Annotated in this window: 18 protein-coding genes; 6 read left to right on the top strand and 12 right to left on the bottom strand. The window is 69.5% G+C overall.

Annotated elements, in window-relative coordinates; translation table 11 throughout:
- Positions 1-127 precede the first annotated feature (127 nt).
- Both N1F91_RS04665 and N1F91_RS04660 read right to left on the bottom strand, forming a co-directional pair.
- Positions 128-871, bottom strand: coding sequence for an anti-sigma factor (locus N1F91_RS04665; RefSeq protein WP_289990569.1), 744 nt, complete (start codon positions 869-871; stop codon positions 128-130).
- On the bottom strand, positions 868-1422 hold the full coding sequence (locus tag N1F91_RS04660) for a sigma-70 family RNA polymerase sigma factor (protein ID WP_289990568.1): 555 nt from the start codon (positions 1420-1422) through the stop codon (positions 868-870). The genes N1F91_RS04665 and N1F91_RS04660 overlap by 4 nt, the downstream gene beginning before the upstream one ends.
- A gap of 169 nt (positions 1423-1591) precedes the next feature.
- Between N1F91_RS04660 and N1F91_RS04655 the strand changes: the two genes are divergently transcribed.
- Entirely contained in the window at positions 1592-2380 is a 789-nt protein-coding gene (locus N1F91_RS04655) for a DUF4394 domain-containing protein (RefSeq protein WP_289990567.1), read from the top strand.
- 117 nt (positions 2381-2497) lie between these two features.
- On the opposite strand, the gene zigA is transcribed toward N1F91_RS04655, so the two are convergent.
- The 4 genes from zigA to N1F91_RS04635 form a co-directional block, all read right to left on the bottom strand.
- A complete protein-coding gene (gene zigA / locus N1F91_RS04650) occupies positions 2498-3721 on the bottom strand; it encodes a zinc metallochaperone GTPase ZigA (protein ID WP_289990566.1) in 1224 nt (407 codons plus the stop codon).
- Positions 3722-3816: 95 nt separating this feature from the next.
- A complete protein-coding gene (locus N1F91_RS04645; protein WP_289990565.1) occupies positions 3817-4500 on the bottom strand; it encodes a metal-binding protein ZinT in 684 nt (227 codons plus the stop codon).
- A 159-nt stretch (positions 4501-4659) separates the two neighbouring features.
- Positions 4660-6030 carry a 5'-nucleotidase C-terminal domain-containing protein gene (locus tag N1F91_RS04640; RefSeq protein WP_289990564.1) on the bottom strand — a complete coding sequence of 457 codons (1371 nt, stop codon included), beginning with the start codon at positions 6028-6030 and terminating at the stop codon, positions 4660-4662.
- A gap of 227 nt (positions 6031-6257) precedes the next feature.
- The gene (locus tag N1F91_RS04635) at positions 6258-7196 is read right to left on the bottom strand and encodes an alpha/beta hydrolase (RefSeq protein ID WP_289990563.1); all 939 of its coding nucleotides are present in this window, start codon (positions 7194-7196) and stop codon (positions 6258-6260) included.
- A 94-nt stretch (positions 7197-7290) separates the two neighbouring features.
- Here N1F91_RS04635 and N1F91_RS04630 point away from each other — a divergent pair, with 94 nt between their 5' ends.
- A complete protein-coding gene (locus tag N1F91_RS04630) occupies positions 7291-8262 on the top strand; it encodes a GlxA family transcriptional regulator (RefSeq protein ID WP_289990562.1) in 972 nt (323 codons plus the stop codon).
- Between the two features lie 18 nt (positions 8263-8280).
- Here the strand turns inward: N1F91_RS04630 and N1F91_RS04625 are convergent, their stop codons facing one another.
- Genes N1F91_RS04625 through N1F91_RS04600 form a run of 6 tightly spaced genes read right to left on the bottom strand, consistent with a single transcriptional unit; the run spans position 8281 to position 16128 of the window.
- Positions 8281-8964 carry a response regulator transcription factor gene (locus tag N1F91_RS04625; protein ID WP_289990561.1) on the bottom strand — a complete coding sequence of 228 codons (684 nt, stop codon included), beginning with the start codon at positions 8962-8964 and terminating at the stop codon, positions 8281-8283.
- Positions 8961-11651 carry a sensor histidine kinase KdpD gene (locus tag N1F91_RS04620; protein WP_289990560.1) on the bottom strand — a complete coding sequence of 897 codons (2691 nt, stop codon included), beginning with the start codon at positions 11649-11651 and terminating at the stop codon, positions 8961-8963. The genes N1F91_RS04625 and N1F91_RS04620 overlap by 4 nt, the downstream gene beginning before the upstream one ends.
- Positions 11652-11653: 2 nt before the next feature.
- Positions 11654-12238, bottom strand: coding sequence for a potassium-transporting ATPase subunit KdpC (kdpC, locus tag N1F91_RS04615; protein WP_289990559.1), 585 nt, complete (start codon positions 12236-12238; stop codon positions 11654-11656).
- 9 nt (positions 12239-12247) lie between these two features.
- On the bottom strand, positions 12248-14284 hold the full coding sequence (gene kdpB / locus N1F91_RS04610; RefSeq protein WP_289990558.1) for a potassium-transporting ATPase subunit KdpB: 2037 nt from the start codon (positions 14282-14284) through the stop codon (positions 12248-12250).
- Between the two features lie 11 nt (positions 14285-14295).
- On the bottom strand, positions 14296-16002 hold the full coding sequence (gene kdpA / locus N1F91_RS04605) for a potassium-transporting ATPase subunit KdpA (RefSeq protein ID WP_289990557.1): 1707 nt from the start codon (positions 16000-16002) through the stop codon (positions 14296-14298).
- A gap of 36 nt (positions 16003-16038) precedes the next feature.
- Positions 16039-16128: a potassium-transporting ATPase subunit F gene (locus tag N1F91_RS04600; RefSeq protein ID WP_289990555.1), complete on the bottom strand. Its 90-nt coding sequence runs from the start codon at positions 16126-16128 to the stop codon at positions 16039-16041.
- A gap of 411 nt (positions 16129-16539) precedes the next feature.
- On the opposite strand from N1F91_RS04600, the gene N1F91_RS04595 reads away from it, so the two are divergent.
- The 4 genes from N1F91_RS04595 (at position 16540) to N1F91_RS04580 (ending at position 22801) form a co-directional block, all read left to right on the top strand.
- Complete coding sequence (locus N1F91_RS04595) at positions 16540-17460, top strand: LysR substrate-binding domain-containing protein (protein ID WP_289990554.1); 921 nt, start codon at positions 16540-16542, stop codon at positions 17458-17460.
- A 128-nt stretch (positions 17461-17588) separates the two neighbouring features.
- Entirely contained in the window at positions 17589-19265 is a 1677-nt protein-coding gene (locus tag N1F91_RS04590; RefSeq protein WP_289990553.1) for a sulfatase-like hydrolase/transferase, read from the top strand.
- Positions 19266-19319: 54 nt separating this feature from the next.
- A complete protein-coding gene (locus N1F91_RS04585; RefSeq protein ID WP_289990552.1) occupies positions 19320-20381 on the top strand; it encodes a TAXI family TRAP transporter solute-binding subunit in 1062 nt (353 codons plus the stop codon).
- A 68-nt stretch (positions 20382-20449) separates the two neighbouring features.
- Positions 20450-22801: a TRAP transporter fused permease subunit gene (locus N1F91_RS04580; RefSeq protein ID WP_289990551.1), complete on the top strand. Its 2352-nt coding sequence runs from the start codon at positions 20450-20452 to the stop codon at positions 22799-22801.
- Positions 22802-22814 lie beyond the last annotated feature (13 nt).

Below are 22814 nucleotides of genomic sequence, written 5' to 3'. Positions count from 1 at the left end.
GTCGACGCTCCCCGAGAAGTGGAAATCCTTCCGGGACACCGTCAACGACAACTTTCACATCGTCCGACCCGACGAATTTCGGGTTATCGGGTAGACGGGGTAAAACTGTCCCCGCATTTCCCGCATTTCAGCCCGGCGGGCGCCGGGCGAAACCCTTGACGAGGATCGGACCCGTGGGCTTGCCGGTGGGCGAGCCGGGGGCGGGCTCGAGCGTGATCTCGTAGAGCTGGTCGGCGCGCGGCAGGGGCTGGTCGGGACCGCGCAGCACGGCCGGCACGGCGGACGGCAGGGTTCCGAGCGACACCGGTCCGACGGCCGGGTCGTAGAGCGTCCAGACCTGGAGGGTCTTGCCTTCGGGCACGGCGAAATCCTGCAGCGGCACGATGCGCACCGTGTCGTCGGCGAAGGCCTCGAAGATTGCGCCCGGCACTGCGTCCGGCGTGTCGAGCACCACCACGACGACGGGCTGCGGCCGTGGCGAGAACGTCGTGCCCGCGAGGTAGCCGATGCCGAGGGCCGCCGCGATGCTGGCAGCCATAAGGGCTGGACGCCATGCCGTCTGCCGCCGCCGCGCGGCGAGATCGACGACCGGCGCGGAGGACAGGGACCGGCCTGCCGAAGACGCAGCGGTCGCAGCATCGGCGTCCGCTTCGACGAGACGCGCTTCGATGGCAGTCCACATCCCCTCCGGAACCGGATCGCGGCCGGCGGTGTCGTCGAGCGCCGCCATGCGATTGGACAGCAGGTCCACTGCGGCGCGGAATTCGGCGTCGGTGGCCATGTCGGCCTCGGCGCGCAGCCGCTCCGCCTCCTCCATGAGGCCGAGGACGTAATCGCCCGCGCGGGCCATGCGGTCGTCCCGGACGCTCATGACAGGCACTCCTGCAGCGCGATGACGCCGCGCCGGATCCACGCCTTGACGGTCCCGACCGGCGCGTCGAGCCTGGCGGCGATCTCGCCATGGGTGCAGCCGACGACATAGGCGAGCAGGATCGATTCGCGCCGCCGCGGCTCCAGCGCCGACAGGCAGCGGCGTAGCGCGTCGCCGTCCGACAGGGCGTCGAGGGCCGCGTGCGCGTCGCCGCTCCGCTCGCTGAAAAGGGCGAGCTGCTCCTCGTCGGCGAAATCCAGCCGCGAGCCGTCGCGCACCGCGTTCAGCGCCCGGTTGCGCACGATCGTGGTCAGCCAGGCGCGGCCGGCACCGCGTGCCGGATCGAAGCTCGCTGCGCGCCGCCAGACCGCGACGAAGGCATCCTGCACGATCTCCTCCGCGACCTCGCGCCGTCGCACGATGCGCCGCGCGATGGCGATCAGCCGGCCGGCCTCGGTGGCGAACAATTGCCCGAGCGCCATGCGGTCGCCGCCGGCCACCCGCGCCAGCAGCCGCTCGCAGTCATCGTCGATGCTGTCGGTCCGCGTCATGCCGTTCCTCTTCGTCTCCTTACACACGGGATGACGCCCGCCGATGCAAGCCCGCGCGAAAAATTTCGTCGGGCTGCATCCGGAGCGGAAGCTGCCGGGTAAGGGCCCCGTAACCGCCGGCAAACGGGCCAGCCCCGCAAGCCGGTCTCAACAGAACAGGAGACACCCCATGTCCAATCCCTCGACCATCCGCGGCCTCGCGGCCTCCGTCGCTCTCGTCGCGCTGACCGGCGCCGCCGCGGCCGCGCCCGCCATCGGCCTTTCGGGCGACAAGACGCTGGTCTGGTTCGACACCGACAAGCCGGAAATCTCCAAGACCGTCGAGATCGATGGCGTCGAGATGCTGCAGGGCATCGACCTGCGTCCCTCCAACAACATGCTCTACGGCGTGACCAGGGATGGCACGATCGTGACCATCGACATGGAGACGGGCGCTGCGACGGCCGGTAGCAAGCTCGCCACCAACCTGCCCGAGGGCGTGACGGCCAGCGTCGACTTCAACCCGATGGCCGACCGGCTGCGCCTGATGGGCTCGGACGGCACCAACCTGCGCGCCAATGTCGACACCGGCGAGGTGACCGAGGACGGCAAGCTGGCCTTCGAGGCCGGCGATGCGAACGCCGAGAGCGAGCCGAAGGTGATCGCGACCGCCTACATCAATTCCTACGGCAAGCCCGAGAAGACGGCAATGTACGACGTCGATGCGGCCGGCACCTTCATCCAGCAGGTCAAGCCGAACGACGGCGTGCTGAAGACGATCGGCAGCCTGGGCATCGGCGACGTCGAGATGGTGGCGATGGACGTCCAGACCACGGCCGACGGCACCAATACGGCGTGGCTGGCGGCCGGCGGCGCGCTCTACACGATCGACGTCGCGACCGGTACGGCGACGAAGACGGGCGACATTACCGGCGCCCCAGGCATGCTGCGCGACATCGCCATCCTGCCGGCGATGTGACGCGGCTCCCGTGGCGGGCCGGCGATTGCCGGGATCGACCGCCGCCAACCAGAAAGAGAAACGCCCCCGCAGCGATGCGGGGGCGTCGGTTCGCGGGGATGAGGCGGCTCGGCAAGGTCAGGCCGCCTGCCGCTCCCAGCTCGGGAACGGATCGGCGAGATCGCGCCAGCGGCCGGGCATGAAGTCGGTCTCCGCCACCAGGCAGGCGTCGAGTTCGGCGCGGATGCGCGCTTCGTTCATCGGGTCGCAGCCGATGAAGACGATCTCCTGGCGCCGGTCGCCCCAGACCGGATCGAGGTAGGACTTCATCGAGGCCCGCCATTCGGGATGGTCGGGCCACTGGTGCCGCGGCACCGAGGCCCACCACAAGCCGCGCTTGGCCGTGCGGATCAGCGCGCCGGCCTGGCTGATCTCGCCGACGTAATGCGGCCGCGTCGCCAGCCAGAAGAAGCCCTTGGCCCGAACCACGCCCGGCCAGGACCGGTTGATGAAGTCCTTCAGCCGCGTCGGATGGAACGGCCGCCGCTCGCGATAGACGAAGGAGCGGATGCCGTATTCCTCGGTCTCGGGCACGTGGTCGTTGAAGCCGTTCAGCTCCTTGAACCAGAGCGGGTGCTGCGCGGCCTTGTCGAAGTCGAAGCGGCCGGTGTCGAGGATGTTGGCGAGCGGCGCCCGGCCGAAATCGGTCTCGACGAGTTCGGCATCGGGGTTGAGCGCGCGGACGATCTTGCGGGCGAGGTCGAGATCGGCCGGGGGCGTGTCGGAGACCTTGTTCAGGACGATCACGTCGGCGAACTCGATCTGCTCGACCAGGAGATCGACCAGCGCGCGGTCGTCACCGTCGCCGGCCGTCTCGCCGCGGTCGCGCAGGAAATCGTGCGAGGAATAGTCCTTCAGGAGATTGGCCGCGTCGACGACCGTGACCATCGTGTCCAGCCGGGCGACGTCGGACAGGCTGTCGCCGTTCTCGTCGCGGAAGTCGAAGGTGGTGGCGACCGGCAGGGGCTCGGCGATGCCGGTGCCCTCGATGAGCAGATAGTCGAAGCGGCCTTCCTGCGACAGCCGGCGGACCTCCTTCAGGAGGTCGTCGCGCAGGGTGCAGCAGATGCAGCCATTGGTCATCTCGACCAGCTGTTCGTCGGTGCGCGACAGGTTGGCGCCGCCGTCGCGGACGAGGGCGGCGTCGATGTTGACCTCGCTCATGTCGTTGACGATGACGGCGACGCGGCGGCCCTCGCGGTTGTTGAGGACGTGGTTGAGGAGCGTCGTCTTGCCGGCGCCGAGGAAGCCGGACAGCACGGTGACGGGAAGACGGTTGGAGGGCTTGGCCGTTTCGGGCATGGCGAACCTCTGGATCGTGCGGATGTGCGGACGGGACGGGAGGGCGCCCGGCCTGAGGCGGCCGGGCGCGGGGTGGCGCGTGTCGACCGGCGCGGTCAGTGCGCGAGCATCTCGTGCACGATCGCCTCTGCATCGAGCGATGAGGGATAGTAGGTCGGCCAGTTCGTCACTTCCTCCAGAAGGGCGGCGCGATCGTTGCCCCAGTAGAGGTGGTAGTGGTCGGCCGCGGCCGGCGCTATTTTGTGGTCGCTGAACTGGATGAACTGCGGGGCGGCGTCGTCGCCCTCGGCCTTCCGGAAGATGAAGCGGACGCCGCGATTGCCCTTCTTGTAGGTCAGGATCTCGTGGCCGTCGCCGGCGTAGCGGGCCTTCAGCGGCTTGCCCTTCTCGAAGAACGTGACGCTGTCGCCCTCGATGACGATCCGCTCGACGTCGGTCCGGTAGCCGATCTCGTAATAGGCCTTGTGCTCGGCGGCGGTCATGGTGCCGGTCTCGGCCTTGCGGGCCATCACCGGATCGAGCGTGCCATCCTGGAGATAGGGGTAGACCGACTGCCAGTCGCCGGCCCAGTCCGACAGGCCACGGTCCCTGATCTGGTCGTCGTCGAAATAGCCCTTGTAGATCTGGCGGGCCGCTTCGTCGTCATGCGCGTGGTCGTGGCCGTGCGCCGTCTGGTGCCCGCTGTCCTTGCCGTTTCCGCTCTGATCCGCCCGGGCGGCAGGCGCGGCTGTGGCCAGCGCAAGGGCAATGAGGCTGGCGGCAAGTCTGGTCATGGTCATGGTCGTCGATCCCTGTCTGGTGGTCTCGACGATCGGATATGTTATGTTATTACGTTCGTCAAGAACGTTATAACATTACAAAAGAAACGGTTTGCGACAGGGCCCCGGCGGGTGCCGGGGCCGCATCGCGGCCGCGATGCGGCTCAGCTGCGGGTGACCTCAGAACGTCGCCGCGAGGTGCTCGGCGATCAGCGCCTTCAGTTCGAGGCCCTCGACCTTCTCGAAGGCGAGGTCGGTGGTGCCGAGATAGGCCTGCTGGTTCTGGGCGGTCCAGTCGTTGACGGCGAGGCGGTAGGTCTTTGCCGGGTCGACGTCGATCTCGGCGACGTGGACATAGTCGCCGGTCATCCCGTCGAGCGTCTCGGCCATGAACTGGTTGGCGCGGGCGAGCATTGCGGACAGTTTTTCGCCGGAGATGGAGGCCACGCTGACGCCGCCGCCGAAACGGACATAGGCGTCGAAATCGTAGCGCGAGAGCGGGCCGGCGGCGAGCGGCGCGCCGAAGGTGGTGTGGCCGAGCATGGCGACGTCGGCATCGGTGGCCTGGCGCAGCGCCTCGGTGGCGAGCAGGATCGATTCGTGCAGGTCGAAGGCGCGCGGCAGTTCGGCGATGACGGCGCAGTCCGCCTCGGTGAGGTGCTCGGCCTTCATCGCCTCGATCAGCGCGGCGAGCGCCTCGTCGCCGCCCGACGGCGCGACCTCTTCGGCCCGATAGCTCGCCGCACCGCCCTTGGCGAGCTCGACGATCCCGATCTTGCGGCCCCAGCTGGCGCCGTGGAAATAGGTCCTGCCGTCCAGCGTCATGTCGAGATCGAGGTGGTCGTGCGCGCCCTGGACGATCGTGCCGGCCGGCAGCGTGGAAAGGAAGGTCTTGTCCGGGCTCACGCCGGCATGGCTCATGACGACGCTGGCATCGGCGCCGGCGCTGGAGCCGGGCAGCGCGTCGGCGACGAAGCGGGCGGTGTCGAGGAAGGTCAGCGTGTCGCGCACCGGCTTGCGGTAGACGAAGGGATTGGTCGCCGCCAGGCCGAGCACGGAGACGTCCATGCCGCCGAGACCGAGCCGCGCGTCGAAGGGCGCGAAGAAGCGGCCGGTGCGGTTGTCGACGAGGTTGGAGATCACCTGCACCCCGGCGCGGTCGGCGCGGGCGACGAAGCTCGCCATGTCGTCGAGGACGGCCGTCTCGTGATTGCCGAGGTTGAGGACGACGGGCATTTCGGCCGCCACCGCCTCGAGGAAGGCCCAGTCGGCCGCCCCGTTCGACTTCAGGCAAACGGCGTTGCCGCGCTCGAAGACGTCGCCGTTGATCAGGAGCGCCGCCGGGCGCCCGGCCTCGGTGCGCAGGGCGCGCAGGCGCGCGAGCAGCGCGGGCAGGCGGGCATAGGGCGCATGCAGGTCGGCGATGGTGAACAGCACGGCATCGCCCCCCGTCTGGGCGCGCGCGACGGCAGGAAGCGCGGCGGCGACCGCGGAGGCGGCGATTCCCTGCAGGACGAGACGGCGGCTGACGACGAAGGACGGGCGGTTCATGAGGCACTCCGGACGTGGTGTTGCGTGGTGTCGAATGACCGCCTCTGTGGGGCGGCTCCACGACGGGAGTATGACACGGGCGGCGCGGCGGCGGGAGGTGCGGGTCCGCCGTGCAGCCCTTCCGGGCGCGCCCGGCAGGCGACGGGCGGCCCCTTGAGGGAGGCCGCCCTCGCGCAGGCTCGCGATGGGGGACCGGCAGGCTGCGCCGTCCGCCTGCCGGAGCCGCGTCAGGCGCGGGCGAAGGCGAGCATGTCGGGATTGACGACCTCCGGATGCGTGGCGAACAGCCCGTGCGACAGGCCCGGATAGGTCTTCAGCGTGCCGTTTCCGAGCAGCTTGATGGCCTTGTGGGCGGAGTTGGCGATCGGCACGATCTGGTCGTCCTCGCCGTGGATCACCAGGACGGGCACCGTGATCGCCTTCAGATCCTCGGTGAAGTCGGTCTCCGAGAAGGCCGCGATGCAGTCGTAATGGGCCTTCGCGCCGCCCGCCATGCCCTGGCGCCACCAGTTGTCGATCAGGCCCTGGCTGACCGCAGCGCCATCCCGGTTGAAGCCATAGAAGGGGCCGGACGCGATGTCGCGGAAGAACTGCGCCCGGTTGGCGACGAGCGCGGCGCGGAAGCCGTCGAAGACCGCGAGCGGGATGCCCTCGGGATTGGCCTCCGACGCGACCATGACCGGCGGCACGGCGCCGATCAGGATGGCCTTGGCGACCCGGCCGGCCTCGGCGCGGGCGACGTAGCGGGCGACTTCGCCGCCGCCGGTGGAATGGCCGATGTGGATGGCGTTCTTCAGGTCGAGCGCCCGGGCGAGGTCGGCGACGTCGGCGGCGTAGGTGTCCATGTCGTTGCCGGTGTCGGTCTGGTCGGAACGGCCGTGGCCGCGCCGGTCGTGGGCGATCACGCGGTAGCCCTGCAGCAGGAAATAGAGCATCTGGTTGTCCCAGTCGTCGGCCGACAGCGGCCAGCCGTGGTGGAAGACGACGGGCTGGGCACCCTTCGGCCCCCAGTCCTTGTAGAAGAGGGTCGTTCCGTCCGAGGTCTTGATCGTGGCCATGGTCTGGTCTCCTTGTGTGCGGGTGTGGGCGATCCGCGGCAGCGCGGTCAGCGCGAGCGTCGCGGTGGCTGCCGTCAGGAAGTCGCGTCGGGTGGGGCAGGGGGTCATGAGGCGTCTCCTCGGCTTCGACAGGAATGAAGCTACGCGACGGGGCGCATCGGAAAGAGTGGCGGAACGGACAATGAGCGAGGCGAAACGGACAATGCCATCCGAAGCGCAACCCGTGGCGGAGATCGGCCTGCTGATCTATCCCGACTGCCAGCTCTCGGCGATCTACGGCCTGACCGACCTGTTTCGCATCGCCAACGACTGGGCCGACGGGCGCCATGCCATCCGCGTCAGCCACTGGCAGGCCGGGCCCGGGGGCGTGGCCTGCATCTTCGACAGCCATGCGGGGCCGCACCGGCTGAGCCACGTCATCGCGCCGCCGAGCATCGTCATGCCCGAGCGGATGGCGCCCCAGGCCGAGGCGGCCGGCTGGATGCGCGACCGTCACGCGGAGGGCGCGACGCTCTGTTCGGTCTGCGCCGGCGCCTTCGTGCTGGCCGAGACGGGACTGGCCGACGGACGTCGCGCGACGACGCACTGGGCCTTCGCGCGCCAGCTCGCGCAGCGCTTCCCGAAGATCCGTCTGGCCGACGAGAACATGGTGGTGGACGAGGGCGACATCATCACGGCCGGCGGCATCCTGGCCTGGGCGGATCTCGGGCTGACGCTGGTGGAGCGGCTGCTCGGCCCCGCCACCATGCTCGCCACCGCGCGCTTCCTGCTCGTCGATCCGCCGCGCTCGAGCCAGCGTCCCTTCGCGTCCTTCGTGCCGCGCTTCGACCATGGCGACGACGCCATCCGCCGCGCGCAGCACCATCTGCACGCCCATGCCGGCGCAGCCGTCGACATGTCCGACCTGCATGCGATCGCCGGGATGACCGAGCGGACCTTCCTGCGCCGCTTCATTGCCGCCACCGGCCACCGCCCGACCGCCTATCTGCAGCAGGTGCGCATCGCCAGGGGCCGCGAGGCGCTGGAACGGACGAACGCGCCCGTCGACCGCATCGCATGGGAGGTCGGCTACGGCGACCCGGCGGCCTTCCGCAAGACGTTCCAGAAGCTGGTCGGCCTGGCGCCGAACGCTTACCGGCAGAGGTTCGGCATCGCGCCTGCGGGCGGCGCGTGAAGGAGGGCCGCCGCAGCGTCAGTCCAGGAAGCGGTAGCCGACGCCGGGCTCGTTCAGGATGAAGCGCGGCGCGGCCGGGTCGTCGCCGAGCTTGGCGCGCAGCCGGCCGACGAAGACGCGCAGATATTGCAGGTCGTGCTCGTGCGCCGGACCCCAGACGTCGGCGAGCAGCTGCCGGTGCGTGACGATGCGGCCGGCATTGCGCGCCAGGAGCGCCAGCAGGTCGAACTCCTTGCGCGTCAGCTTCACCGGTTCGCCGGCGAGCGTCACCTCGTGGCGGGCAAGGTCGACATGCAGGTCGCGCAGCACGATGTCGGGCGTCGGTGCGGCACCGCCGCGGCCGGTGCGCAGCAGTGCGCGCACGCGCGCCAGCAACTCGGCGATGCCGAAGGGCTTGACGACGTAGTCGTTGGCGCCGGCGTCGAGCGCGGCGACCTTCTCGTCCTCCGACTGGCGCACCGACAGGATCAGGATCGGGACCTGCGACCAGTCGCGGATGCTGGCGATGACCGCCTTGCCGTCCATGTCGGGCAGGCCGAGATCGAGCACGACGAGGTCGGGCTGCGCGGTTGCGGCAAGGCCGATGCCCTCCCGGCCGGAGGCGGCTTCCTGCAGGACGAAGCCCTGTGCCTCCAGCGCCACGCGCAGGAAGCGGCGGATGCCGGGATCGTCCTCGACGAGCAGGATGCGGCCGGTGTTCATCGGGGCTTTCCGTCTGCGCCGGCCGCGAGCGGCAGGGTGATGACGATCCGCGTGCCGCGCCCGTCGGCCAGGGCGGCCTCGGCGCGGATCGAGCCGCCATGGGCGTCGACGATGCCCTTGGCGATGGAGAGGCCAAGGCCGGTGCCGCCCGGCTGCCCGTCGCCGGCGCGCACGCGGAAGAACATGTCGAAGACATGCGCCCGGTCGGCCTCGGGGATGCCGGGTCCCTCGTCGGCGATGGTCAGCACGACCTCGCCGCCGGCCTGCCTGGCCGAGACGGTGACCGGCGTGCCGGGAGGGGCGTATTTCGCGGCATTGTCGAGGATGTTGGCCACCACCTGTTCGAGGAGCACGGCGTCGCCGGGCAGGTCGGGCAGCGCCGCATCAAGATCGCGCACCACGCGGTGGCCGGCAAGGTCGCGCTCAAGCCGCCGCAGCGCGCGGCCGACCACCTCGCGCAGGTCGACCGGTTCGCGCGCGAGCTTCAGCGCCCCGTAGCCGAGCCGGGTCATGTCGAGGAGGTTCTGCACGTAGCGGTTCAGCCGCTCGCCCTCGTCGCGGATCGTCTCGGCCATGGCCCGCTGGCCTTCCCTGCCGAGCGCGTCGCCGGCGTCGACCAGCGCGGTCGCCGCGCCGATGATGGAGACGAGCGGGGTGCGCAGGTCGTGGCTGACGGAGGAGAGGAGGGCGGCGCGCAGGCTCTCGGTCTCGGCCAGCAGCCGCGACTGCTCCATGTCGGCGGCGAGCCGCGTGCGCTCGATGGCGATGCCGACCTGGTCGACCAGCGATTCGAGCAGCCGCCGCTCCTCGGTGGTGATGTACCGGCGCGTTCCGAACCGGACGCCGAGCAGACCGTGCACCGCATCGGCGCTCTTCATCGGCAGGAACAGCCAGCTGGCCGTCGGCAGCGTCGGCGAGGACCATCCGGCGGGCTCGCGCCGGGTCCAGGCCCACTCGGCGGCACCCCGGTCCTTGGCCTCGAGCTGGTCCTCCGGCGGCATGCCGCCGGCGATCGACAGCGTGCCTTCGGGGTCCGGCATCAGGATCAGCGAGGAGCACTGCATGGTGGAGGCCACGTGGGTGACGGCCGCCCAGACGACATCGTCGAGGGAGGCGACGCTCGCCACCTTGCGCGCGAAGTCAAACAGGTTGGCGGTCCGCCTGGCGATGGCGCGCTGCGTCCGCGCCTGGTCGCGCAGGCGGGCGGCGAGGTTGCCGGTGACGATCGCCACCGCCAGGAACAGGAACAGCGTCAGCACGAGGTCCTGGTTGGCGATCTCGAAGGTGAAGAAGGGCTCGGTGAGGAAGAAATTGTAGCCGAGGAAGGCGAGGGCGCTGGCATAGATCGACGGCCAGAGGCCGAAGCGCGCGGCAATGCCGAGCACGGCGACCAGGAAGAACAGCGACAGGCTCTCGACCGGGAAGAGGCGGTTGACGAAGACGGCAACGGCGGTTGCCGCCGCCACAGCCGCGCTCGCCCAGAGATAGGCGCCGGGGTCGCGCTCGGGCACCAGCGAGGGGCCGCGGATCGGCGGCGCGCCGGCCTGCGCCGGATCGGCCGAGACGATGGTGACCTCGAACTCGCCCGCCTTGCGGATGATCTCCTCGGCCACCGTCTCGCGGGTGAACCAGGCGCTGAAGCGCCGCGGCCGCGGCCGCCCGATCACGATGCGCGAGACGTTGCGGCTGCGCGCGAAGGCGAGGATCTCGTCGGCGACGTGGCTCTCGGCATTGATGGTGGCGATCTCGGCGCCGAGCGTTTCGGCGAGCCGCAGCGTATCCGCGATCGAATCCTTGGCGGTGTCGGGCAGGTGCTCCGAGCGCGGCGTGGCCACGCAGGCGGCGATCCAGTCGGTGCGCGACCGCTCGGCCATGCGCTTGGCGGCCCGCACCAGTGCCTTGGAGACCGGCGCCTCGTTGACGCAGACCAGCACGCGGTCCTGCGTCGGCCAGGGGCCGGGGATGGCGTGGCTGCGCATATGCGCGGCCATCTGCGCGTCGACGCGGTCTGCGGCGACGCGCATGGCGAGTTCGCGCAGCGCCGTCAGGTTGCCCTTGGAGAAGAAGTTTTGGATGGCGCGGGCGATCTGGTCGTGGATGTAGACCTTGCCCTGGCGCAGCCGCTCGATCAGCTCCTCCGGCGGCAGGTCGATCAGTTCGATCTCGTCGGCGAGTTCCAGCACCTTGTCGGGCACCGTCTCGCGCACCTTGACCCGCGCGATGCGGGCGACGACGTCGTTGAGGCTTTCGAGGTGCTGGACGTTCAGCGTCGAGTAGACGTCGATGCCCGCGGCGAGCAGTTCCTCGACGTCCTGCCAGCGCTTGGCATGGCGGCTGCCCGGCACGTTGGAATGGGCGAGTTCGTCGACCAGGGCCAGCGCCGGCCGGCGCGCCAGGAGGCCGTCGAGGTCCATCTCGGCCAGCAGCCGTCCGCCATAGGGGATGCGCGCGCGCGGCATCAGGTCGAGGCCGAAGGTCAGCCTTTCGGTCTCGGCGCGGCCATGCGTCTCGACCACGCCGACGGCAACGTCGATGCCGTCGGCCCTGCGCCGCTGCGCCGCCTCCAGCATGGCGTAGGTCTTGCCGACGCCCGGTGCGGCGCCGAGGAAGATCTTCAGCCGCCCGCGCCCCTCCTTCGCAGCTTCCGCGAGCAGGGCCTCGGGTTGCGGGCGGCTCTCCCTCTCCATGGTCACTCGCGGGCCGCAGGAACGGGGAAGCGCTCGTCGAGCGCCAGATTGAGCGCGAGGACGTTGACGCGCGGCTGGCCGAGGAGGCCGAGCGTGCGGCCCTCGACATGGTCATCGACGAGGGAGCGGACCGCCGCGGGATCGGCGCCGCGGGCCGCCGCCACGCGCTGCGCCTGGAAGGCGGCGGCCTGCGGCGAGACGTGCGGGTCGAGCCCGGAGCCGGAGGCGGTGACGAGGTCGACCGGCACGCGCCCGCCGCCATTCGCCAGGCTGATCCGCCCGGCATCGCCGGCGACGCGATCGATCAGCGTCCGCGAGGTGGGGCCGAGATTGCTGCCGCCGGTCGAAGCGGCGTCGTAGCCGCTGCCCGCGGCCGACGGCCTGCCGTGGAAATAGGCTGCGCCGGCGAAGGCCTGGCCGACGAGCGCGGAGCCGACGATCGTGCCGTCGCGCTCGACGAGGCTGCCGTTCGCCTGTGCCGGAAACAGGGCCTGTGCGGCGCCGGTCATGGCGAGCGGATAGGCGATGCCGGTGAGGGCGGTGAAGAGCGCGAGGAGCGTGAGCGCGGGTCTGAGTTCGGAAAGCATGGTGTCACCTCATACGATGCCGGCGGCGTTGACAATGATGTCGATCGCCTTGATGCCGAGGAAGGGAACGATCAGGCCGCCGACCCCGTAGACGAGCAGGTTGCGGCGCAGCAGGCTGGCGGCCGAGGCGGGCCGGTAGGCAACGCCCCGCAGCGCCAGCGGGATCAGCGCGATGATGACGAGCGCGTTGAAGATGACGGCCGACAGGATGGCGCTGCCCGGGCTGCCGAGCCGCATGACGTCGAGCGCGTCGAGCGCCGGATAGGCGGTGACGAACAGCGCCGGCAGGATGGCGAAGTACTTCGCCACGTCGTTGGCGATCGAGAAGGTGGTGAGCGCGCCGCGGGAAATCAGCAGCTGCTTGCCGACCAGCACGATCTCGATGAGCTTGGTCGGGTCCGAATCGAGGTCGATCAGGTTGCCGGCCTCCTTGGCCGCCGGCGTGCCGGTGTTCATGGCGACGCCGACATCGGCCTGCGCCAGCGCCGGCGCGTCGTTGGAGCCGTCGCCGCACATGGCGACGAGCTTGCCTTCGGCCTGTTCCCTGCGGATCAGCTCCAGCTTGCGCTCGGGCGTCGCCTCGGCGAGGAAATCGTCGACGCCGGCCTCGGCCGCGATGGCGGCCGCCGTCAGCGGATTGTCGCCCGTCACCATGACGGTGCGCACGCCCATGCGCCGCAGCTCGGCGAAGCGCTCGCGGATGCCGGGCTTGACGATGTCCTTGAGGTGCACGACGCCGAGCACCCGCTTGTCGCGGGCGACGAGCAGCGGCGTGCCGCCCGACCGGGCGATCGCCTCGACGAGGGCGCGCAGTTCGGGTGCGGCCGTCGTGCCGCACCAGGCGAGAATGGCGTCCGCCGCGCCCTTGCGCAGCGCCGTCCCGTCCCGGAGCGTCGCGCCGGAGATGCGGGTGTTGGCAGAGAACGGGATCGCCTCGGCGACGCGATCGGCGCCGTCGGGCATCCGGGCGAGCTGCCTGCGGGCGAAATCGACGATCGAGCGGCCTTCCGGCGTTTCGTCGGACAGCGAGGCGAGCAGCGCCGCTTCGGCCATCTCCCGCGGGGCTATGCCCGGCAGCGTCTCGAAGGCGTCGGCCATCCGCGCCCCGAAGGTGATGGTGCCGGTCTTGTCGAGCAGCAGCACGTCGACGTCGCCCGCCGCCTCCACGGCGCGGCCGGACTTGGCGATGACGTTGGCCTTCACCAGACGGTCCATGCCGGCGATGCCGATGGCCGAGAGCAGCCCGCCGATGGTGGTGGGGATGAGCGTGACGAGCAGGGCGACGAGAAAGATCACCGGCACGAAGGCGCCGGAGTGGACGATGAAGGGCTGCAGCGTCACCACCACGATCAGGAAGATGATCGTCATGCCGGCGAGCAGGATGTTGAGGGCGATCTCGTTCGGCGTCTTCTGCCGCTCCGCGCCCTCGACCATGGCGATCATGCGGTCGAGGAAGCTTTCGCCCGGCTTCGCGGTGACCCTGACCTTGATCCAGTCCGACACGACCCGCGTGCCGCCGGTCACCGCCGAGCGGTCGCCGCCGGCCTCGCGGATGACGGGCGCGGATTCGCCCGTGATCGCGCTCTCGTCGACCGACGCGATGCCCTCGACGATCTCGCCGTCGGCCGGCACGAGGTCGTCGACGGCGACCAGCACGAGATCGCCGGGCTTGAGCGAGCGGCTCGACACCACCTCGTGGGTTTCGGCCGCGAGCGACGCCAGCCTGCGCGCCGGCGTCTCGGACTGCGTGGCGCGCAGCGTGTCGGCGCGGGCCTTGCCGCGTCCTTCGGCCATGGCCTCCGCGAAGTTGGCGAAATAGACCGTGAACCAGAGCCAGGCCGCGATCTGGCCGCTGATCGCCACGCCGTCGGCGCCGAGCGCCAGATCGCGCAGGAAGAGCAGCGTCGACAGCGTCGCCACCACTTCCGTGACGAACATCACGGGGTTTCGCGCCATGGCGCGCGGCGCGAGCTTGGCGAAGGCTGCCGTGAACGCGGGACCGGTGACGCGCCGGTCGAACAGGGAGATGTCTTGTTTGGTGCGCATGGGATGTGCCTTCAGAAGGTCTGTCCGGCGAGCATCGAGACGTGCTCGGCGATGGGACCCAGCGCCAGCGCCGGGAAGAAGGTGAGCCCGCCGAGGATGAGGATGACGGCGACGAGCAACGTGACGAAGAGCGGGCCGTGGGTGGGGAAGGTGCCGCTGGAGGCCGGCGCCGCCTTCTTCCCCGCAAGCGCTCCCGCCATCGCCAGCATCGGCACGATGTAAACGAAGCGGCCGAGAAGCATGGCAAGGCCGAGCATCGTGTTGTGGTAGGGCGTGCCGGCGCCGAAGCCGGCGAAGGCCGAGCCGTTGTTCCCGGTCGCCGACGAATAGGCGTAGAGGATCTCCGACAGCCCGTGCGGGCCGGCATCCTGCACGGAGGCAAGCGAGACCGGCAGGACGGCCGCCAGCGCGCCGAGCCCGAGCACGCCGAGCGGCATGACCAGGAAGGCGATGACGGCGAGCTTCACTTCGCGCGCCTCGATCTTCTTGCCGAGATATTCGGGCGTGCGGCCGACCATCAGTCCGGCCAGGAAGACGGTGAGCACGACGAAGGACAGCATGCCGTAGAAGCCCGAACCGACGCCGCCGAAGACCACTTCGCCGACCTGCATCAGGAGCATCGGCGCCAGCGCGCCGAGCGGCATGAAACTGTCGTGCATGGAATTGACCGAACCGTTGGACGCGGCGGTGGTGGCGGTGGCCCAGAGGGCGGAATTGCCGACGCCGAAGCGCACCTCCTTGCCCTCCATGTTGCCGGCCGACTGCTCGACCGGCAGAGGCGCGAAGGCCGGGTTGCCGGCGATCTCCGAGCCGTAGGTGAGCGCCAGCGCGGCAAGGAACAGGACCCCCATGGCGGCGAAGATCGCCACCCCCTGGCGCAGGTCGCGCGCCATGCGGCCGAACATGAAGCAGAAGGCGGCGGGAATGAGCAGCAGCGACACCATCTCGACGAGGTTCGACAGCGGCGTCGGGTTCTCGTAGGGCACGGCCGAATTGGCGTTGAAGTAGCCGCCGCCATTGGTGCCGAGCTGCTTGATGGCGATCTGCGAGGCGGCCGGACCCTGCGCGATGGTCTGCTGCGCGCCCTCGACGGTCGTGGCGGTCACCGAGGCGACCAGGTTCTGCGGCACGCCCTGCCAGACCAGGAAAAGGGTCATAAGGATGGCCAGAGGAAGCAGCACATAGAGGACCGAGCGCGTCAGGTCGACCCAGAAATTGCCGAGAACCTTCTGCTCGCGGGCAAGAAAGCCGCGGATGACCGCCGCGCAGACCGCCATGCCGGCCCCGGCCGAGACGAAGTTCTGCACCGTCAGCCCCGTCATCTGGCTGAGTGACGACAAGGCGGTCTCGCCGCCATAGGCCTGCCAGTTGGTGTTGGTGGCAAACGAGACGGCGGTGTTGAAGGCGAGGTCGGGCGATAGCGCGGCAAAGCCCTGCGGGTTGAACGGCAGGAGATGCTGCAGCCGCAGGATGGCGTAGAGCAGCAGCACCGAGCCGAGACTGAAGGCGAGCACCGACAGCGCATAGCGCGTCCAGTGCTGACCCTGCCCGGCGCGGATGCCGGCGAGCGCCAGGATGCCGCGCTCGACCGGCGCCAGCACCGGCGAGAGAACGGTCGGGCGGCCCTCGTAGACCGCGGCGAGATGGAGGCCGAGCGGCCAGGCGAGCGCGGTGACCACGACCGCGTAGAAGATGAACTGGAGGATGTCGGGTGCCATGAGGGGTGTCCTTGCGCGGGATCCGGGCCGGTGCGGTCAGAACCGCTCCGGCCGGGCGAGCGCGATGCCGAGATAGACAAGGAGGAGGGCGGCGACGGCGCCGCCGACGAAGAGGTCGATCGCCATGGCGGGCCTCACAGCCGTTCGAGCAAGCGCACGCCGAGTGCCGCGGCGGCGAAGAAGCCGGCGGCGAGCGCGATGAAGAGGATGTCGAGCATGGAAGGCTCCGGGGTTTCAGGAGCCTCCGATCTATGCCGTCATGCCATCAACGCGCGATGTGGAAGGCGCGGGCGGGGCATAAACGGCGCATAAAGAGCAGTCGGGCGGATATGCGCCGCGGGGAGCCGTGGCCTTCAACTTCCGGGCGATTGCGCGCAAGCGCGCGTGCCTGCCGCGGGTAAACCGCAGCGTCGGCCGGCGGCCGCGCCGAACGATGGCCGATCTGCCGGGCGGGTCAATCGCACGGCGGCATGCGCGGACCTTTGAGGCGGAGCGCATCTCTTCTACGCTGTGCCGAAACCCGCCGGAGCACCAGCCATGACCGAAGCGTTCAAGCGATTGAGGATGCGTCACCTGCGCTGCTTCCAGGCCATGGCCCGTCACGGCTCCGTCAGCGCGGCCGCCGAACAGATGCACAGCTCGCAGCCGGCGCTCTCGCGCGCGCTGGCCGAACTGGAGGCGCTGATCGGGCAGCCGCTCTTCCTGCGCACCGGTCGCGGGCTGTCGCTGACCGAGGCGGGCGAATCGCTGCGCCGGCATGTCGATGCGGCCCTCTCGCAACTCGAGGCGGGAACGCGCAGCGCCGCGGGCCTGTCGCCCGTGCCGGTGGTCTCGGTGGGCATGCTGCCCAACGTCGCGCGCACGCTCGCGGTTGCGGCCGCCGGCACGTTCAAGGCCGCCGCGCCGCAGGCAGACCTGCGTCTCTACTGGGCCGGCGTGCCGGAGCTGGTGGCCCGGCTGCATCGGTCCGAGATCGACTTCCTGCTCGGCCGCCTGCTGGCGCTCGACTACATGCCCGGCGTCCGCTTCGAGCACCTCTACTTCGAACCGCTGGTCTTCGTCGTGGCGCGCGACCATCCCTTCGCCGGCGAGCCGGACGCCGTGACGCTGGACCAGGTCCGCGGCGAGCTCGTCGTCGTGCCCATGCCCGACACGATCATCCGGCGGGAACTCGACAAGTTCACAACCGCCCGCGGCCATGGCGCCTTTCCCAACAAGATCGAGACGGTGTCCTTCGAGTTCACGCGCAGCTTCATCGCCGGCAACCGTGCCGTTGCCTGCGTGCCGCTGGGCGCCGTGCGGCAGGAGATCGCGGATGGCCTGCTTGTCCGGCTCGGCCTGACGGGCGAGGAGCTGATGGGGTCTGTCGGCATCACCCACGCGTCGGACCGCAAGCTCTCGGCGGAGGCGCAGCTGCTCGTCGGACACGTGCGGGACGCGGCAAAGGTCTATGCCTGATATATCCGCTCCGTCATATCGGAGCGGAACTTCTTATTTCCCCGATCGGTCGATCACCGCTACGGTTCCGGAAGAAACGCAGCCGCGCGAGCATGCGGCGGCAGTCTTCGGGGAGGAGACCGGCTGGCATGGCGGAAACCAAGAATATCCTTTTCATCATGTTCGACCAGCTTCGGTGGGACTATCTGAGCTGCTATGGCCATCCGCACCTGAAGACACCCAACATCGACCGGCTGGCGGGGAAGGGCGTGCGCTTCACCCGCGCCTACATCCAGTCGCCGCTGTGCGGCCCGTCGCGGATGTCGACCTATACCGGGCGCTACGTCCACAGCCACGGCGCCTCGTGGAACAACGTCCCGCTCAAGGTCGGCGAACTCACCATGGGCGATCATCTGCGCGATCTCGGCATGGGCTGCTGGCTGGTCGGCAAGACCCACATGGCCGCCGATGCCGAAGGCATGCGGCGGCTGGGCCTCGAGCCTGACAGCGTGATCGGCGCACGGGTCGGCGAATGCGGCTTCGACGTCTTCGAGCGCGACGACGGCATGCGTCCGGAAGGCCCCGAAGGGCTCTACGATCCGGGCGGGGCGCTGAAATACAACGAATACCTGCGCGGCAAGGGCTACGAGGGTGACAACCCCTGGCACGACTACGCCAATTCCGCGATCGACGAGACCGGCAACGTGCTGTCGGGATGGTTCCTGAAGAACTCCGATCGACCCGCCAACATTCGCGAGGAGGACAGCGAGACACCCTACCTCACGCGCCGCGGCATGGAGTTCATCGAGAGCCAGGGCGACCGGCGCTGGCTCTGCCATCTGAGCTACATCAAGCCGCACTGGCCCTACATCGTGCCGGAGCCCTATGCGTCGATGTACGGCCGGCAGGACTTCCTGCCGCCGGTCCGCTCGCAGGCCGAACGCGAGACCGACCATCCGGTGTTCCGCGGCTTCCAGAACGCGCCGGTCGGCCGTGCGCTGTCGCGCGACGACGTCCGTGAAAAGGTGCTGCGCGCCTATATGGGCCTGATCAAGCAGTGCGACGACCAGATCGGCGTGCTGCTCGACTGGCTGGATAAGACCGGGCGCATGGACGAGACGATGATCGTCGTCACGTCGGACCATGGCGACTTCATGGGCGACCACTGGATGGGCGAGAAGACCTTCTTCCACGACGCCAGCGTGAAGGTGCCGCTGATCGTCTACGACCCGTCCGGGAAGGCCGATGCCACGCGCGGCACCGTCTGCGACGCGCTCGTGGAGTGCATCGACCTGCTGCCGACCTTCGTGGAAGCGGCGGGCCGCGACCCGGCCGGTCTCGACCATGTCCTCGAGGGGCAGTCGCTGCTGCCCGTCCTGCGCGGCGGCGCGGCGCCGGCCAGACAGGCCGTGTTCTGCGAATACGACTATTCGGCAAGCCCGCTTGCCGGCCGGCTGGAGCTCCACCCCGACGACGCGCGCATGTTCATGGTCTTCGACGGGCGCTTCAAGATGATCCACTTCGAGGGCGGCTTCCGGCCGATGCTCTTCGATCTCGACGCGGACCCGGGCGAACTGGAGGACCTCGGGGCATCGCCCGCGCACGAGGCGGTGCGCGCCGCACTCTACGACAGCCTGTCCGCCTGGGCGCGGCGGCCCGCCGCCCGCACCACGATCTCGAACGACGCCTTGCGCAACGCACGCAGCAAGTCGGGGCTCAAGGGCGTGCTGATCGGCGTGGTCGGCGAGGAGGACGTCGCCCCGGAGATCGTCGCGAAATATGTCGGCCGCAAGGTGCGCGACATGCGGGCCGGGCCGACGGAATGAGAAGATGCCGGGGCGGATGGCTGCCCCGGTTCGTCATCGAAAGGGAGGAAACCGATGTTGACGAAACTGTCCAAGACGATCGCGCTCCTGGGCTGCGCGGCGTTCTGCCTTGCAGGAAACGCCGCCCTGGCGCAGGTCAATCTCACCGGCGAGACTTCGAGCCCCGGCAACTCGCCGCACGTGAACATGGTCCATCTGGCGGACGTGCTGGCGCGGGAGGGGATCGCCAACATCCAGGTCATGGAAGGCCAGACCGCCACCAACTCCATCGTCAACGTGGCCGAAGGCAAGACGGACATGGCCACGACGCCGACCGTGCTGCACTTCCTGCTCCAAAACGGCCGCGGGCCGTTCAGCAGCCAGGGTGAGAACGGCAAGACGCTGGCCGAAAACGTCCGGGCGGTGTGGCCCTACAATGCCGGAGCCTACGGCCTCTTCGCGCCGGTCGCATCCGGCATCCGCAGCTACGAGGACATCAAGGGACGCACGGTGTGGAACGGACCGCCGAGCGGGGCAGCCCTGACGCTTGGCCGCCAGACGCTGCAGCTCGGCAGCGGCGGCTTCAAGGATGGCGAGGACTACAAGGGGCTCCAGACCAACTGGGGCCAGCTGCCGACCGTGCTCGTCGACGGTTCGGCCGACGCCTTCATGGTGCCGGTCACCTTCCCCTCGGATCGCGTCGTGACGGCGCTGGCCGCCGGCAACGTCAACCTCATCTCCTTTCCGAAGGCCATCTGGGAGAGCGAGGGCATGAAGAAGTTTCTGCGCGCGCCGGGCAATTCGCCGGTGGTGATCAAGGGCGACGAGATGGGCTATGGCCCCGACCAGGGCGTGACGCTGATTTCGGAGGACGGCTATTTCCGCTCGCCGGGCGTGCCCTTCGCCACGCTCGTCCGGGCCGACATGGCCGACGATCTCGTGAAGTCGATCACCGCCGCCTACATCGCCTCCATTCCCGAGCTCAAGAAGCGCACGCCCTATGCGGCGAACGTCAATTTCGACGTGCTGGACGAGGAGACGACCGGCTTCTGCGGCGCGCTCTCCCTGAAATACCACCCGGGCGCCGTCGCGGCCTGGGAAGAAGCGGGTTTTGCTGTCCCGGACTGCGCCAAGTAGCGCCATCGACCAGGCGGGCAGGCGCTTCGGCCTTCCCGCCGCTCCCCGTCAAGCTGGGCTGACCCGTCATGGAACCGACCGAGATCGTCTCGCCGCTGAAGCGCGCCGCCCGCCTGCTCGGGCTCGTCCTGGTGGCGATCGGGCTCCTCAACACCATCCCCTCGATTCCCGGACTGGACGGGTTCGTCCAGGATCTCGTCGGGAGCGCCGACTTCCCGATCCGCAAGTTCCCCTACCAGTGGCTCTACCCGGTCTGCTTCGTGCTGATGATGGCGATCGTGGCGCTGAGCCACTCCTTCTTCGCGGATTACGCGCTGCAGGAGCGGAGCGCCTTCTGGCGCGGCTTCGGCCTGTTCATGGACGTCGCGCTGGTGGCGATGGCCGTGGTCGTGGCGCTCGCCTATCTGGTCGAGATCGATTCCGTCTGCCTGATCGACCGCGTCACCGGCGAGCGCGCCGAGCTGATCGCCCGCGCGCTGGCCGAGGAACGCGAATTCGCCGAACTCTACGGCCTGCCGGCCCCGACATCCGTGGACGACCCGGCCTGCATCAACACGCTCGGCGGCTGGATCTTCGCCGTCGTGGGGGTCGGCATCGCCGTCTTCCTCGGCTACAACGTGCGCGTCTGGGGCCTCGCGCTGGTCGCCGTCGCCATCCTCATCGCCGCCTACACGCTGGCCACGGTGCTGGCCTGGTATGTCTTCGGCGCCGAGGACATGAACAAGTACCTCATCACCAAGCTCGGCGGCGAGCCGCGGATGCTGATGGACGGGCGTCCCAACGTCGAGGACATCCTCGTCAACAATGCGCAGGGCCTGCTCGGTCGCTTCATGGGCATTCTCCTGTCCACCGTCTTTCCCTACATCGTGCTGGGCTCGCTCTTCGGCATTTCGGGCGGCGGGCGGTCGCTCATCAAGCTCGCCTTCCTGTGGACGCGGAGGATGCGCGGCGGGCCGGCCCACGCGGCGATCGTCTCGTCCGCCCTGTTCGGCACCATTTCCGGCGGACCGGTGGTCAACGTGCTGTCGACCGGCGTGCTGACGATCCCGATGATGCTGAAGCGCGGCTTCTCGAAGACCTTTGCCGGCGGCATCGAGGCGGCCGCCTCGTCCGGCGGCCAGATCATGCCGCCCGTCATGGGCGTGGCGGCCTTCGTCCTGGCCGCCATGACCGTCACGCCCTACCGCGAGGTCATCATCGCGGCCTCGCTGCCGGCGCTGGCCTATTTCGGCTGCCTGTTCCTGACCGTCGTCTTCCAGGCCCGCAAGCAGGGCATCGAGGCGGTCGGCGAGAAGACGTCCGACATGGTGCTGACCGGCCAGGACCGGCTCAACTTCCTGATGATCCTCGGCCCGATCGTGCTGATCCTCGTCCTTCTGGTCACGCCGAAGGAGGCGATCGGCTGCGGCCCGATCGCCGGCCTGTTCGGCATCGAGCGGATCATCGAGAACGGATCCTGCCGTACCGAGAACCTGCCCTGGCTGTTCCAGCTCGTGCAGAACTCGGCTGGCGACGCGGGATCGGCGGGCTGGTGGGCCGTCGTGCTGCTCGCCTGCCTGTTCCCGCTCGACCCCGCCTTCCGGCGGCGGCCTTCGCAGCTGATCGACGCTCTGGCGGATGCCGGCGTGCTGATCGCGACGCTCTACCTGATGTTCCTCTCGGTCTCGGTGATCGACTTCTGCCTGAACTTCACCGGGCTCTCGGGCTTCATCGCGCGCGACGTGCTGTCGATGCTGCGGCTGTTCGGCCCCGAGCTGCAGGCGGGCGGCATCTTCCTCTTTGCGGCGCTGTTCGTCACCATGCTGATGGCGATCCTGCTCGGCATGGGCATGCCGACCGTTCCCGCCTACGTCAACGTCGCGCTTTTGATGGGGCCGCTGGTGATCGGCCTCGGCATCGCGCCCTTCACCGCCCACATGTTCATCTTCTTCTTCGCCGTCGCCTCGGCGATCACGCCGCCGGTCGCGATCGCCGCCTTCGCGGCGGCATCGATCACCAAGGCGGATCCGATGGCCACGGGCTTCGCCGCCGTCCGGGCCGGGATCGTGATGTTCGTTTTGCCCTTCGTCTTCGCCTTCTACCCCGAGCTCCTGCTCATCGACGCCGCCAAGCTCGATCCGCTCGTCTCGACGCCGTCGGCCATGGCCTTCCTGCCGGGCTATGCGGCCGGGGTCGACTGGCCGGGCCTGGCGCTGGTGCTCCTGCGCCTCGCCTTCTGCCTCTACCTCCTCGCCGGCGCGCTCGCCCGCTTCGACCGCCGCCGCATCGGCGGGCCGGAGATGCTCCTGCGGCTCGCGCTCGCCGCCGCCGTGATGATGCGCGACCCCGCCATCTGGGTCCCGGGAGCGGGAGCCGCCCTCGGTTACCTCGCCTGGCACGCGCTCGCCGCCCGCCGCACCGCGCCTCACGCGGCGGCGTGAGGGCGGGGGGCAG

The organism is Aquibium sp. ELW1220, from assembly GCF_030398385.1.
In the GTDB taxonomy this organism is placed as follows: Bacteria; Pseudomonadota; Alphaproteobacteria; order Rhizobiales; family Rhizobiaceae; genus Aquibium.
The sequence above is the reverse complement of the archived record's forward strand: the minus strand, read 5'-3'. Positions and strand labels throughout refer to the sequence as shown.

What these genes read in the sequence shown, in the direction of transcription:
- N1F91_RS04620 (WP_289990560.1), bottom strand. Translation starts at nt 11,651, where the DNA reads ATGGAGAGGGAGAGCCGCCCGCAACCCGAGGCCCTGCTCGCGGAAGCT.
- N1F91_RS04635 (WP_289990563.1), bottom strand. Translation starts at nt 7,196, where the DNA reads ATGACCCCCTGCCCCACCCGACGCGACTTCCTGACGGCAGCCACCGCG.
- N1F91_RS04580 (WP_289990551.1), top strand. Translation starts at nt 20,450, where the DNA reads ATGGAACCGACCGAGATCGTCTCGCCGCTGAAGCGCGCCGCCCGCCTG.
- N1F91_RS04585 (WP_289990552.1), top strand. Translation starts at nt 19,320, where the DNA reads ATGTTGACGAAACTGTCCAAGACGATCGCGCTCCTGGGCTGCGCGGCG.
- N1F91_RS04625 (WP_289990561.1), bottom strand. Translation starts at nt 8,964, where the DNA reads ATGAACACCGGCCGCATCCTGCTCGTCGAGGACGATCCCGGCATCCGC.
- kdpC (WP_289990559.1), bottom strand. Translation starts at nt 12,238, where the DNA reads ATGCTTTCCGAACTCAGACCCGCGCTCACGCTCCTCGCGCTCTTCACC.
- N1F91_RS04645 (WP_289990565.1), bottom strand. Translation starts at nt 4,500, where the DNA reads ATGACCATGACCAGACTTGCCGCCAGCCTCATTGCCCTTGCGCTGGCC.
- N1F91_RS04595 (WP_289990554.1), top strand. Translation starts at nt 16,540, where the DNA reads ATGACCGAAGCGTTCAAGCGATTGAGGATGCGTCACCTGCGCTGCTTC.
- kdpB (WP_289990558.1), bottom strand. Translation starts at nt 14,284, where the DNA reads ATGCGCACCAAACAAGACATCTCCCTGTTCGACCGGCGCGTCACCGGT.
- zigA (WP_289990566.1), bottom strand. Translation starts at nt 3,721, where the DNA reads ATGCCCGAAACGGCCAAGCCCTCCAACCGTCTTCCCGTCACCGTGCTG.
- N1F91_RS04665 (WP_289990569.1), bottom strand. Translation starts at nt 871, where the DNA reads ATGAGCGTCCGGGACGACCGCATGGCCCGCGCGGGCGATTACGTCCTC.
- N1F91_RS04630 (WP_289990562.1), top strand. Translation starts at nt 7,291, where the DNA reads ATGCCATCCGAAGCGCAACCCGTGGCGGAGATCGGCCTGCTGATCTAT.
- N1F91_RS04655 (WP_289990567.1), top strand. Translation starts at nt 1,592, where the DNA reads ATGTCCAATCCCTCGACCATCCGCGGCCTCGCGGCCTCCGTCGCTCTC.
- N1F91_RS04640 (WP_289990564.1), bottom strand. Translation starts at nt 6,030, where the DNA reads ATGAACCGCCCGTCCTTCGTCGTCAGCCGCCGTCTCGTCCTGCAGGGA.
- N1F91_RS04600 (WP_289990555.1), bottom strand. Translation starts at nt 16,128, where the DNA reads ATGGCGATCGACCTCTTCGTCGGCGGCGCCGTCGCCGCCCTCCTCCTT.
- N1F91_RS04660 (WP_289990568.1), bottom strand. Translation starts at nt 1,422, where the DNA reads ATGACGCGGACCGACAGCATCGACGATGACTGCGAGCGGCTGCTGGCG.
- N1F91_RS04590 (WP_289990553.1), top strand. Translation starts at nt 17,589, where the DNA reads ATGGCGGAAACCAAGAATATCCTTTTCATCATGTTCGACCAGCTTCGG.
- kdpA (WP_289990557.1), bottom strand. Translation starts at nt 16,002, where the DNA reads ATGGCACCCGACATCCTCCAGTTCATCTTCTACGCGGTCGTGGTCACC.